Genomic DNA, 12,309 nt, shown 5'->3' on the forward strand with positions numbered 1-12,309 from the left:
CGCAGTGTGCTGGTCGCGCGTCAGAGTCTCTTGTGTAGCGCTTCTGCCGCGGCGAGGAGATCGGCCGCCCACCGGGAACCAGGTCGTCTTCCCATTCTGTCGATGGGCCCGGATACCGAGATCGCCGCGAGGACAGCGCCGGCTGCATCGCGGACGGGTGCGGCCACGCTGGCGACACCGGGTTCGCGCTCGGCAGCGCTCTGCGCCCAACCGCGTCGGCGAACCTCGAGCAGCGCACGTTCGCCGAACGCGGCCTCGGGGAGCACCGCTCGCTGAGTCTGTGGGTCGGCCCAGGCGAGCAGAACCTTGGCGCCCGAACCGGCACTCATGGTCAGCCGTGCCCCGACGAGGACAGTATCGCGAAGTCCTGTGGGAGGTTCCATCGCGGCCACGCAGACGCGATGGATGCCTTCCCTGCGGTACAACTGCACGCTCTCGCCGGTGATTTCGCGCAGTCGTGGCAGTACGAGCGCCGCCGCCGAGACGAGTGGATCGCTGGCTGTCGCTGCGAGTTCGGCGAGTCCGGGGCCGGGGCACCACAGGCCATCAGGGTCGCGCGTGAGAAGGCGATGGACCTCGAGCCCGACGGCCAGTCGGTGGGCAGTGGCCCGGGGGAGTCCGGTCCGCGAGCACAGTTCGGCGAGGCTGCAGGGCTTCTCGGCCACGGCCCGTAGCACGCCTACCGCCTTGTCAAGGACGCCGATGCCGCTATGCTGTCTCATGGACCGATATCAGTTTCTCGCATCGTGAGATCATAGCATCTACGTCCAACGTCTAATGCGAGTCCGAAAACAAGGTACCGACGTCGAGCGCACGGCGGCCCGAAGAGCCCACGGTGCGAGGCTGACACACAGAGGTGGAGAAAATGGCGGAGAAAGCACGCACCTTGGCAGAGAAGGTGTGGGACGACCACGTCGTGGTCCGGGGAGAGGGAGACAATCCAGACCTCATCTACATCGATCTGCATCTCGTCCACGAAGTGACGAGTCCGCAGGCATTCGACGGACTTCGGCTGGCAGGGCGTGCTCTGCGCCGTCCGGATCTGACGATCGCCACCGAGGACCACAACGTTCCCACCGTCGACATCGACCAACCGATCGCGGACCCTGTTTCCAGGACCCAGGTGGACACGCTGCGGCGCAATTGTGAGGAATTCGGTGTGCGGTTGCACCGGATGGGAAACATAGATCAGGGCATCGTTCACGTCGTGGGTCCGCAGTTGGGGCTCACTCAGCCCGGCATGACGGTGGTGTGCGGAGACAGTCACACCTCCACGCACGGTGCCTTCGGTGCGCTTGCGATGGGCATCGGCACGAGTGAGGTCGAGCACGTCATGGCGACGCAGACACTTTCGTTGCGTCCGTTCAAGACTATGGCGGTCACGGTCGACGGTGAACTGCCCGAAGGCGTGACGAGCAAGGACCTCATTTTGGCGGTAATCGCCGAGATCGGTACGGGCGGCGGTCAGGGTTACGTTCTGGAGTACCGCGGCGAGGCGATCCGGAAGATGTCGATGGAAGGGCGGATGACTATCTGCAACATGTCCATCGAGGCGGGTGCCCGAGCCGGAATGATCGCTCCCGACGAGATCACCTACCAATTCATCAAGGGGCGTCCCCATGCGCCGAAGGACACGGACTGGGATGCCGCAGTGGCGGCGTGGGAGCGGTTGCAGACCGATGAATGTGCGGTATTCGACAACGAAGTCCACATCGATGCGAGTGCGCTGACGCCATTCGTTACGTGGGGCACGAACCCGGGGCAGGGACTGCCGCTCGGTGGATCGGTACCGAATCCAGTGGATATCGTCGACGAGAGCGAACGGCACAGCGCGGAGAAGGCGTTGGCCTACATGGGCCTCGAAGCCGGAACTCCGTTGCGTGAGGTGGCTATCGACACGGTCTTCGTGGGTTCGTGCACCAACGGCCGGATAGAGGATCTGAGAGCGGTAGCCGACGTGTTGCGCGACCGCCACGTCGCCGACGGGGTACGGATGCTGATTGTCCCGGGCTCGATGCGTGTTCGCGCAGAGGCCGAAAGGGAGGGCCTGGGAGAGATCTTCACCACTGCCGGTGCCGAATGGCGGCAGGCGGGGTGCTCGATGTGTCTCGGCATGAACCCGGACCAGCTCGCGCCCGGTGAACGCTCGGCCTCCACGTCCAACCGCAATTTTGAAGGCCGTCAAGGCAAGGGTGGCAGGACTCACCTGGTTTCGCCGCTCGTTGCCGCCGCGACCGCAGTCCGGGGAACACTGTCCGCACCGACAGATCTGGCCTAGGAATCAAGGAATTTGGGAGAATTTTCGATGGAATCCTTTAGCACGCACAAAGGTATCGGCGTTCCGCTGCGGCGGTCCAACGTGGACACGGACCAGATCATTCCGGCGGTGTATCTGAAACGAGTGACCCGCACCGGATTCGAGGACGGTCTGTTTGCCGCGTGGCGAGGCGATCCGAAATTCGTTCTCAACGCTGCCCCGTACGGCAACGGCAGCGTTCTGGTCGCCGGGCCCGACTTCGGCACCGGTAGTTCCCGGGAGCACGCGGTATGGGCGCTATCGGACTTCGGTTTTCGGGTCGTGATCGCGTCCCGGTTCGCGGACATCTTTCGGGGCAACGCAGGCAAGGCCGGTCTGCTGGCCGCTCAGGTTGATCAGCCTGAAGTCGAACTGCTCTGGAAACTGCTCGACGAGCAACCGGGTCTCGAACTGGTTGTCGACCTCCAGAACAAGACGGTGACGGCTGGAACCACCGTGGTGCCCTTCAACATTGATGACTACACAAGGTGGCGCCTACTCAAGGGTCTCGACGACATTGGATTGACATTGCGCCAGGTAGAAGCCATTTCCGAGTTCGAAAAGTCAAGGCAGTCTTGGAAACCTGTGACTCTTCCGGAGCCCGTTTCGACCGAGTAACGGAGGAGTCCGAGCCCACTCCGCCAGATAACGAGTTCCTGAGAATAGTGCCGCGTTGTTTGAGAATTGGCGTGGCACATAGACTCTTGCGGTATTCAGGTTTACCGTAGTTCTTAGTCGGTCCGATGGCGGACCATAATCCGCGGAGGAAATTCAATGAATAAGGCAGAGCTCATCGATGTTCTGACCGAGAAACTGGGTTCGGACAGGCGCACGGCAACAGAAGCTGTCGAGCATGTCGTGGACACGATCGTCCGGGCGGTGTACCGCGGCGACAGCGTGACCATTACCGGTTTCGGTGTCTTCGAGCAGCGTCGTCGCGCGGCACGTGTCGCACGTAATCCCCGTACCGGCGAGACAGTGAAGGTCAAGCCGACGTCGGTGCCTGCGTTCCGCCCAGGTGCGCAATTCAAGGCGGTTATCGCTGGTGGCCAGAAGCTTCCGGCCAGCGGTCCCGCAGTCAAGCGGGGTGCTTCGGCCCCGGCCACCAAGGCTGCGGCAAAGAAGGCTGCGGCCAAGAAGACCGTGGCCAAGAAGGCTGCGGCCAAGAAGGCTCCGGCGAAGACCGTGGCCGCCAAGAAGACCGTGGCCAAGAAGACCGTGGCCAAGAAGACCGTGGCCAAGAAGGCTCCGGCGAAGACCGTGGCCGCCAAGAAGACCGTGGCCAAGAAGGCTCCGGCGAAGACCGTGGCCGCCAAGAAGACCGTGGCCAAGAAGGCTCCGGCGAAGACCGTGGCCGCCAAGAAGACCGTGGCCAAGAAGGCTCCGGCGAAGACCGTGGCCGCAAAGAAGACCGTGGCCAAGAAGGCTCCGGCGAAGACCGTGGCCGCAAAGAAGACCGTGGCCAAGAAGGCTCCGGCGAAGCGCGGCAAGTAATACCAGCGCAAGCGGGTCTGCTCGAATACGGAGGGGTGCCGACCTAGAGGTCGGCACCCCTCCGTATGTCGATCCGGGCGAATTCGGTCCGAGTCCTCTCAGCCCTTGCGAGTGGGAGGTAGCGGACTGTCGATGTGATCGGCTTGCACGAGTTTGCCTCCCGACAGAGACAGTACCCACATGCTCGCTTTTCTGTTTCGCGCCGCCGGCAGTGGTATTCCGTCGCTATCGGCCCACAACTGGAGCAAGTCGGGAATGACGCCGCCCTGACTGCAGACCACCTGGACTCCACCGAGAGCGGCGATCTTGCGGGCTCGGGTACGGGTGCCTACGGGATCGGCTTTGTAGCTCTCTTCGGACATCAAGGGTTCTAACCGGATGTCCGTGTCCATTGCGAGCGCCAGTGGTTCGACAGTCTGCGTGCACCGTGTTCGATCGGCCGACGAAACCTCGGTAGCCCCGAACGCTTCGAGTTGCGCGACCAGTGCGTCCGCCTGTAGTCGACCGTTCGCGTCGAGTGGGCGGGTGTTGTCCTCGCCCGGGTAGCGTTTCCTGCTTCCAGCCTTTGCGTGGCGAACCAACAGCACCGTGGCGGTGTCAGGTGGTAGTGCGGTGAAGCGCCGGAGGATTCTGCGGTCCATCGGATACGACAGTTGATCAGCCACTTGGGGCACAGGCAGCCACAACAATTCGTCCACCTCATTGTTCGAGACGAATTTCCCGGTGCAGACCTCCGCGGCCCAGTATTCGACCCGTTTCAACCGTCGATGACCTGGAATGGGGTACGTCAATGCGCCGAGGTGCCGACCGAGGCGCCCTCGAAAGCCGGTCTCCTCCTCTACCTCGCGCAACGCGGCGACGACGGCGGTCTCGCCTGGGTCGAGTTTTCCTTTCGGGAATGACCAGTCCTCGTACTTGGGTCGGTGAATGAGCGCAATCTCGATCTCATCGGGATTGCGGGGAGACTTTCGCCATAGGAGTGCGCCCGCCGCAAAAATATTGGCTTTGACCGGCTTATCGGTTGAAGTGTTCAACGAGTTCCTTCCGTCTGCCGCGTATTCGCCGCGTTCAGGATCCGTTGCCCATTCGAGTTCGCATCATTGCCTCCTGGTGCTCGCGAACGTCTTCGCCGTGCGCCGGCGCGGCGGCCCATCGGCCGTCGGGTTGGAGCATCCAGCACCGTGTGGTCGGATCGAGCGCCGAATCCAGGATGTCGCTCATCTGGCCGGTGAGTCGCGGGTCCTTGACCTGCGCCATGACCTCCACGCGGCGGTCGAGATTGCGGTGCATCATGTCGGCGCTGCCGATCCAGTATTCGTCGGCACCGCGGAAGTGGAACACACGCGAATGTTCGAGGAACCGTCCGAGAATCGATCGCACAGCGATGTTCTCGCTCAGACCGGGCACACCCGGCTTCAGCGCGCAGATCCCGCGAACGACGATCTCGATGGAGACACCGGCCTTGGATGCGCGGTACAGGGCGTCGATCACCTGTTCGTCCACCAAGGCGTTGGCCTTCAAGCGGATCCCGGCATCGTGGCCCCGCAGGTGATGTGCCATCTCTGCGTCGATGCGCTCGATTATTCCCCTGCGAACCCCGTGCGGGGCCACGAGAAGGTTGCGGTAGTGCGTTTTCCGCGAGTAGCCGGTGAGGGAATTGAACAGATCCGTGAGGTCGGCGCCGATCTCGGGGGCAGCGGTCAGCAAGCCGATGTCTTCGTACAGCCGGGCCGTTTTCGGATTGTAGTTGCCGGTGCCGATATGGCAGTAGCGCCTGATCGTGGATCCTTCGCGGCGGACGACGAGGCAGGTCTTGCAGTGTGTCTTGAGACCGACGAGTCCGTAAACAACGTGGACGCCTGCATGTTCGAGTTTGCGGGCCCATTTGATGTTGGCCTGCTCGTCGAACCGGGCTTTGATCTCGACCAGGGCGACGACCTGCTTGCCTGCCTCGGCAGCGGCAATCAGTGCGTTGACTATGGGCGAGTCGCCCGAAGTGCGGTAGAGGGTTTGCTTGATCGCGAGAACCTGGGGATCGGCAGCGGCTTGTTCGATGAAACGCTGAACGCTGGTCGAGAACGAATCGTAGGGATGGTGGACGAGGATGTCGCCGTCGCGGAGAGTGGAGAAGACACTCTTGGGTGTTTCCCTCTCGCCGAACGCGGGGTGCGTTGCAGGAACGAATGGTGCGTCTTTGAGTGAGGGTCGGTCGACGGTGTACACCTGCCAGAGGCAGGACAGATCCAGAAGTCCCGGCACCTGGATGACGTCACTGGGATCGACGTCCATTTCGCGCAGGAGAAGTTCGAGCATGTGATCGGTCATGTCGTCCGCGACCTCGAGACGAACCGGGGAACCGAAGCGGCGGCGCGCGAGTTCCCGTTCCAACGCCTGCAGGAGATCCTCGTCGCGGTCTTCCTCGACCTCGAAATCGGCGTTGCGCGTGATCCGGAACGCGTGGTGCTCGACGATCTCCATGCCGGGGAACAACACGTCGAGGTGAGCGGAGATCAGGTCTTCCATCGGCAGAAACGCGTCGATCGAGAGCGGAGTCTCGTCGCGGCGGACGCGGACGAACCGTCCGACGTTGTCCGGAACCTTGACCCGCGCGAAGTGTTCTCCGCCAGTAGCCGCATCTTTGACCGTGACCGCGAGATTGAGGCTGAGGCCACTGATATACGGGAACGGATGCGCGTGGTCGACAGCGAGGGGAGTGAGAACCGGAAAGACCTGTTCCTGGAAGTGAACCGACAGTCGCGCGCGGTCCTCGTCGCTGAGATCGGACCATCCGATGATGGAGATACCTTCGGCGGCAAGAGCAGGGTGCACCGCGTCGAGGAACACACGAGCGTGCTTGTCCGAGATCTCCTGGGTGCGGGTCGCGATGAGTGCGAGTTGTTCACGAGGCGAGAGGCCGTCGGCAGACCGTACAGACAGTCCGGTCTCGTCGCGACGCTTGAGGCCCGCAACTCGGACCATGAAGAACTCGTCGAGGTTGGAGGCGAAGATCGCAAGGAACTTGGCCCGCTCGAGCAGTGGCAGCGACGGATCCTCGGCGAGCGCGAGGACACGCGAATTGAAATCCAGCCAACTGAGTTCGCGGTTGAGGTAGCGGTCGTCGGCCAGCCCGTCGGTGAGTGCCTTCGCGAAAGCACTCGTTGCGGCGGGCGGTGCCATCGGAATGGTCGTCGGACTCCGCGCTACATTGCCATCGCGCGCTCCGTTCCCGCCGTCGACGTCGGTCTGCTGATCGAGTGCTTCACCTTGGCTCACCACACGATCATCCCTCGAGAATTCCGTCGCAGACAATTGATGGGAAAAATTTCGCATTCCCGGATCGCCTAGCCGTTTCCGTAATGTGAGTGGGGAGTGGGTGTGAGGGCCTCGAGCGCTGCTCGAGTGGCCGGTCCGACACCGAGAGAGCGCGCCGCATCGAGGTCGTCGGCTGTGTCGACATCGGTCCGAAGCCCCGGCCAGTGCCCGTCGAGAGGGCGTGCCCCCGATTCGAGATGTCGCCTCGCCGAACCGGGTCCGAACCTCGGATCGAGTGGAATCGCCGGGTCGCAGGAGAACAACGCCGCAGTTCCGGTGCCGTGATGATCGATGACAACGGATCTGCCGCCCGATCGCGCAGCGGCGAGTGCCTCGTCGAATTCGACTCCGCGCAGCGAGGGGAGGTCGGCTTGCAAGGCGACGACGTCCACTCCCCGCTCTGCCCGACGGACGTATTCTGCTGCGGCCGACAGCGCCGTGTTCAGGCTCTCCTCGGCCTCGGTGACCTCAGGTCTGCGACCCACGAACTCCCGTGCTGGGTCGGCGTAGACGTCCGCGCCCACACTGCGTGCGAGGCGGGCCACCGCAAGATCCGGAGTGACTACCGTGACGCCGACAACTGTGTCCACGTTTCTCACCACGGCCAGGGTGTCGCGCAGCATCGACAGCACTAGATCGCTTCGGTCGGCGGCGTCGAAGACCCCGGACAGGCGAGTCTTGGCTGCATGGAGTTCCTTCACGGCGACCAGAATGTGTGCGCGCGATGCCCGGGAACGGATCGCTGTGCTCATGAGGACATCTTGCCAGTCCGCTCGTGACAGTGCCGCGATCGCCATTGCAGGGTGGACTGTCGCGCCGCCGCACGGCGCTTTGCCTCGGTGTCGACAAGCCTTTGGTGTCGATAATACTGTGGGGCGACTGTTGGGTGATGAACATGAGGGGGCTGTGTGAGTAAGGCTGCGGTATTGGGAGCGGGTTCGTGGGGGACGGCATTTGCGAAGGTTCTGGCGGATGCCGGGACCGATGTCACCGTGTGGGCGCGCCGCGCTGAAGTCGCCGAGTCCATCGGGTTGCGACACGAGAACGCCGACTACCTCCGTGGCATTACTCTGCCGCCGTCGTTGACGGCTACCGACGATGCCCGGGTTGCTCTCGACGGCGCCGGAATCGTCGTCCTGGCGATTCCGTCCCAGTCGCTGCGCGACAACCTCCAGGTGTGGAGCCCGATGATCTCCGAGGATGCGACGATGCTCAGCCTCGCGAAGGGAATCGAGACCGGCACCCTGATGCGGATGAGTCAGGTGATCGGTCAGGTCACAGGTGCCGACCCGGGCCGTGTAGCTGCCCTGTCGGGGCCCAATCTCGCCCGGGAGATCGCCCTCGGTCAGCCGGCGGCTACGGTCATTGCCTGCACGGATTCGACGCGAGCACTCGAACTGCAGAAGGCTTCGGCCACCGGGTACTTCCGTCCGTACACCAATTCGGACGTCATAGGCTGCGAAATCGGCGGCGCCTGCAAGAACGTGATCGCACTCGCGTGCGGGATGGCGTCGGGAACAGGATTGGGCGAGAACACTATTGCGAGCATAATCACCCGCGGGCTCGCCGAGATCATCCGTCTGGGAGTGGCACTGGGAGCCAATCCGGCCACTCTCTCAGGCCTCGCCGGAGTGGGTGATCTCGTGGCCACCTGCACGTCGCCCCTCTCGCGTAATCGATCGTTCGGTGAACGTCTCGGTCAGGGCGGTTCGATCGAGAGCGCTCAGGCAGCTGCCAACGGCCAGGTCGCCGAGGGCGTCAAGTCCTGCTCCTCGGTCCGGGCCCTCGCAGCCAGTTACGATGTCGAGATGCCACTGACCGACGCTGTGCACCGCGTGTGCCACGAAGGTCTTGCGGTGCAAGACGCAATCGGTCAGCTACTCGGCCGCCGCACGAAGCCGGAGTGAGATCGTGAATGGTGATTCGACTCGCTGTGTAAGAGCGGTTGCGGCAGAAAAGATTCCCGGTTCTCCGATGCAGAGGGGCCCGGTCTTCGCTGCGCCCTACCAGTTGAGTGCAGAAGAGGGGACAGAGACCGACACGTATGCGCGGGCCTCGAATCCGGGTTGGCGAGACCTCGAATCGGCGCTGGCGTCGCTCGAAGGCGCCTCGGGTGCGCTCGCGGTCGGCTCCGGGATGTCGGCCGTCACCGTGGCATTGCGGAGCCTGCTTACCGCAGGGGACACCGTGGTGGTGCCCTCGGACGGTTATTACCAGGTGCGCGCCTACGCGCGCGAACGTCTTGAGCCGATGGGCATCACCGTGCACGAACTGAAGACCACGGAAATGGCGAGTGAGGTGGCCGCCGGATTGCTGGCCACCGCAGCAGGTACCACCGTCGTCGTGGCAGAAACGCCGGCCAACCCCTCGCTCGACGTGGTGGATTTGCGCGCCGTGTCGGAGCGGTGCCGGAGCGTGGGCGCCGTTCTGGTGGTGGACAACACCACGGCCACGCCGCTCGGGCAGCAGCCGCTCGAATTGGGCGCGGACGTGGTAGTAGCAAGTGGAACAAAGACTTTGAGTGGTCACAGTGACCTCCTCATGGGATACATCGCCGCGTCGGACGCTGACCTCCTGGCCAGAATGGGGCGGGAGAGGGCGTTGTCCGGGACGGTCTTGGGTCCGTTCGAGACATGGCTGGCGCATCGGAGCCTCGGCACGGCGGGTCTCCGATTCGAGCGCCAGTGCGCCAACGCCCTGGCCCTGGCGGCCCTGCTCGAGTCGCATCCGGCCGCGGAACATGTGCGGTATCCGGGTCTGCCCGGTGATCCTGCGCACGATGTCGCCTCCGCTCAGATGCGCAGTTTCGGCGGTCTGGTGAGCTTCGAGTTCGGCTCGGCCGACCGGTTCCATCGATTCGTCGCGGGGAGTGAACTGCTTGTATCCGCGACCAGTTTCGGCGGTATCCACACCACGGCCGACCGCCGGGCGCGGTGGGGCGACCCGGTTCCCGACGGGTTCGTGCGGATCTCGTGCGGAATCGAGGACACCGACGACCTGATCGTCGATGTCGAACGGGCGCTGTCGGCGTTGTGAGGGCCGCGGATTGTGAGGGGTGCAGGGCTGTGAAAGGCCACGACGCAACCTGTGGCGCGGCGAGGTAGCCCGCGATGAGGCGGATGCGGTGAGAAGATCGCGGCGGCGGTACGGTTGGTCTCGTGAATAGACCACGCACCCGAGTGGCCGTCATTTTCGGCGGCCGCAGCAGCGAACACTCCGTGTCATGTGTGTCGGCGGGAAGTGTATTGCGGCACCTCGATCCGGAGAGGTACGAGGTGGTGCCGGTCGGCATCACCACCGAAGGCTCATGGGTACTCGGCTCGACCGATCTGGAGGCGCTGTCCATCCGTGGCCGTGTGCTGCCCAGCGTCGACCCGCATGGGTCCCGGCTGGCCCTCACGGCTGATCCGATGCGGTCCGGCGACCTCGTCGCCCTCGACAACGACATGGCAGGCAAGGTCCTGGCCTCGGTCGACGTTGTCTTTCCCGCCCTCCACGGCCCATATGGTGAGGACGGCACGATACAGGGCCTACTCGAACTCGCCGAAATTCCGTACGTCGGGTCCTCCGTGTTCGCGAGCGCGGCGAGTATGGACAAGGAATTCACCAAGAAGCTGCTCGCCGCGGAAGGCCTGCCCATCGGGTTCCAGGTGGTCCTGCGTCCGGGAACCGACACACTCACTGAGGAGCAGAGGTCGCAGCTGCGGTTACCAGTGTTCGTGAAGCCGGCTCGCGGCGGATCGTCGATCGGCATCACCCGGGTTGCCGATTGGGATGGCCTCGACGACGCCATCGCACAGGCCCGTCTGCATGATCCGAAGGTAATCGTCGAATCGGGGATCGCCGGGCGCGAAGCCGAATGCGGGGTCCTCGAGTTCCCGGACGGCGAGGTGCGAGCCAGCGTCATCGGCGAGATCCTCATGCCGAAAGCATCCGCCGACGACGAGGCATTCTTCGATTTCGAAAGCAAATACCTCGACGATGGGTGCGAATTCGACGTCCCCGCGAAACTTGACGATTCGGTCAGCGAGGAGATCCGCGCCCTCGCAGTGCGCACGTTCGCCGCTCTCGGCTGCCAGGGCCTCGCACGCGTCGACTTCTTCGTGACGGACGACGGCCCGGTCATAAATGAGATCAACACGATGCCGGGGTTCACGTCGGTCTCGATGTACCCGCTCCTGTGGAGAGAGTCGGGCCTTGGTTACGGCACGCTCCTGTCGACCCTGGTCGACACGGCCCTCGCGCGCGGTACGGGCCTCCGCTAGAGAACTGGCTGTTCCGCGCTCAGGGAACTGCCACCGGCGCCGGATCCAGAGGTTGCTCGGGTAGCGCCGCCGCCACCGCGTCGGATATGTCTTGGAGCGGCGTGGGGCCCACCCCGGTGGGCACCGTGAGGGCCACGTACACGCCGCGGTCGACGGCGAACCAACTGCTCGCTTCGATTCCGGCGCTCTCACCGGAGATCTCGAACCACTGCACTCCATTGATCACCTGCAGCGCCGCCGCCTGATCGAATTCCGCGGGGCGGTCCAGACCGCACCGCAGGACGAGCGGTTCCCCCTCAGCGGGTTGCCAGGCTGCCGTGGCTTCGGGTGCGGGCTCGGTGAGCTCGGCTCTGGTGTAGTCGCCCAGTGCGTCGGGCAGCCCTGCCATCAAGGTGGCGCAGTCCGCTGAGCCGGCAGACGGGGCGGGCACCGGGCCCAGCGACACCGATTCCTTCGCCGGACTCCGCCCGGCGATCATCGCGGCAACGATGATGCCGATCACCAGGGCCACGGGAAGTGCCACGGCGGTCGCGATGAGTGCCGGATTCTTACGTTCCGCAGGTGTCGTGTCGGACATCTCGGCGGACGTGTTCTGTTCGGGTTCGAAGTCGGGCATGCTCAGTTCTTGTTCGCAGACTCTTCGGGGATGTCACAGGTGAGGGTTCGGGTGATGCCGGAGACTCGGCGGATCCCCTGGACTACAGGATGAACCTCGCCGGCGGAGACCCGCACGACGACGACGTCGTACGGTCCGACAACGTCTTCCGCGGTGCGGACTCCGGCGATCGTCATGATCTCGGATGCGATCGCCGCAGCCTTGCCGACTTCGGTCTGGATCAGGATGAACGCTTGCACTCTCGTTCCGGCCCTTCCCTGCTCCGCGCAGCCCGGACCTCGGTAGAATTGCGGGTGCTCCGGCGTGCTGAACTCTCACGTGCCGGG

12 protein-coding genes are annotated in these 12,309 nt (G+C 63.9%); 6 read left to right on the forward strand and 6 right to left on the reverse strand.

Translation table 11 applies throughout. From position 1 onward, the window contains the following. Positions 1 to 20 precede the first annotated feature (20 nt). Positions 21 to 722 (reverse strand): IclR family transcriptional regulator, encoded by a 702-nt coding sequence (locus tag RM2_RS03760; RefSeq protein ID WP_072687512.1) that lies wholly within the window; start codon positions 720 to 722, stop codon positions 21 to 23. Positions 723 to 856: 134 nt separating this feature from the next. On the opposite strand from RM2_RS03760, the gene leuC reads away from it, so the two are divergent. From leuC to RM2_RS03775, 3 genes are all read left to right on the forward strand, one after another. Beyond that, positions 857 to 2,278, forward strand: a complete 1,422-nt coding sequence (gene leuC, locus RM2_RS03765) for a 3-isopropylmalate dehydratase large subunit (RefSeq protein WP_072687513.1) — start codon at positions 857 to 859, stop codon at positions 2,276 to 2,278. A 27-nt stretch (positions 2,279 to 2,305) separates the two neighbouring features. Continuing rightward, the gene (gene leuD, locus RM2_RS03770; RefSeq protein WP_072687514.1) at positions 2,306 to 2,914 is read left to right on the forward strand and encodes a 3-isopropylmalate dehydratase small subunit; all 609 of its coding nucleotides are present in this window, start codon (positions 2,306 to 2,308) and stop codon (positions 2,912 to 2,914) included. Positions 2,915 to 3,070: 156 nt separating this feature from the next. Continuing rightward, positions 3,071 to 3,790, forward strand: coding sequence for an HU family DNA-binding protein (locus tag RM2_RS03775; protein WP_072687515.1), 720 nt, complete (start codon positions 3,071 to 3,073; stop codon positions 3,788 to 3,790). Positions 3,791 to 3,888: 98 nt separating this feature from the next. On the opposite strand, the gene RM2_RS03780 is transcribed toward RM2_RS03775, so the two are convergent. From RM2_RS03780 to cofC, 3 genes are all read right to left on the reverse strand, one after another. Next, on the reverse strand, positions 3,889 to 4,824 hold the full coding sequence (locus tag RM2_RS03780; protein ID WP_072687516.1) for an NUDIX hydrolase: 936 nt from the start codon (positions 4,822 to 4,824) through the stop codon (positions 3,889 to 3,891). Positions 4,825 to 4,858: 34 nt separating this feature from the next. After that, positions 4,859 to 7,063 (reverse strand): RNA degradosome polyphosphate kinase, encoded by a 2,205-nt coding sequence (locus RM2_RS03785; protein WP_072687718.1) that lies wholly within the window; start codon positions 7,061 to 7,063, stop codon positions 4,859 to 4,861. A 68-nt stretch (positions 7,064 to 7,131) separates the two neighbouring features. After that, positions 7,132 to 7,854, reverse strand: a complete 723-nt coding sequence (cofC, locus tag RM2_RS03790) for a 2-phospho-L-lactate guanylyltransferase (protein WP_072687719.1) — start codon at positions 7,852 to 7,854, stop codon at positions 7,132 to 7,134. A gap of 156 nt (positions 7,855 to 8,010) precedes the next feature. On the opposite strand from cofC, the gene RM2_RS03795 reads away from it, so the two are divergent. From RM2_RS03795 to RM2_RS03805, 3 genes are all read left to right on the forward strand, one after another. Next, entirely contained in the window at positions 8,011 to 9,009 is a 999-nt protein-coding gene (locus RM2_RS03795; RefSeq protein WP_072687517.1) for an NAD(P)H-dependent glycerol-3-phosphate dehydrogenase, read from the forward strand. A gap of 4 nt (positions 9,010 to 9,013) precedes the next feature. Then, positions 9,014 to 10,138 carry a cystathionine gamma-lyase gene (locus RM2_RS03800; RefSeq protein ID WP_072687518.1) on the forward strand — a complete coding sequence of 375 codons (1,125 nt, stop codon included), beginning with the start codon at positions 9,014 to 9,016 and terminating at the stop codon, positions 10,136 to 10,138. A gap of 122 nt (positions 10,139 to 10,260) precedes the next feature. Further along, the gene (locus RM2_RS03805) at positions 10,261 to 11,367 is read left to right on the forward strand and encodes a D-alanine--D-alanine ligase family protein (protein WP_072687519.1); all 1,107 of its coding nucleotides are present in this window, start codon (positions 10,261 to 10,263) and stop codon (positions 11,365 to 11,367) included. Positions 11,368 to 11,386: 19 nt separating this feature from the next. Here RM2_RS03805 and RM2_RS03810 read toward each other — a convergent pair whose 3' ends face one another. After that, the gene (locus RM2_RS03810; protein WP_072687520.1) at positions 11,387 to 11,983 is read right to left on the reverse strand and encodes a DUF3515 domain-containing protein; all 597 of its coding nucleotides are present in this window, start codon (positions 11,981 to 11,983) and stop codon (positions 11,387 to 11,389) included. A 2-nt stretch (positions 11,984 to 11,985) separates the two neighbouring features. Next, the gene (locus RM2_RS03815) at positions 11,986 to 12,222 is read right to left on the reverse strand and encodes an AsnC family transcriptional regulator (protein ID WP_072687521.1); all 237 of its coding nucleotides are present in this window, start codon (positions 12,220 to 12,222) and stop codon (positions 11,986 to 11,988) included. Positions 12,223 to 12,309: the final 87 nt, after the last annotated feature.

This window comes from Rhodococcus marinonascens NBRC 14363 (assembly GCF_001894885.1).
In the GTDB taxonomy this organism is placed as follows: domain Bacteria; phylum Actinomycetota; class Actinomycetes; order Mycobacteriales; family Mycobacteriaceae; genus Rhodococcus_F; species Rhodococcus_F marinonascens.

Bases quoted from the DNA above. Each gene is read 5' to 3' on its own strand.
- RM2_RS03760 (WP_072687512.1), bottom strand. From the start codon at position 722: ATGAGACAGCATAGCGGCATCGGCGTCCTTGACAAGGCGGTAGGCGTG.
- leuD (WP_072687514.1), top strand. From the start codon at position 2,306: ATGGAATCCTTTAGCACGCACAAAGGTATCGGCGTTCCGCTGCGGCGG.
- RM2_RS03775 (WP_072687515.1), top strand. From the start codon at position 3,071: ATGAATAAGGCAGAGCTCATCGATGTTCTGACCGAGAAACTGGGTTCG.
- cofC (WP_072687719.1), bottom strand. From the start codon at position 7,854: ATGAGCACAGCGATCCGTTCCCGGGCATCGCGCGCACACATTCTGGTC.
- RM2_RS03810 (WP_072687520.1), bottom strand. From the start codon at position 11,983: ATGCCCGACTTCGAACCCGAACAGAACACGTCCGCCGAGATGTCCGAC.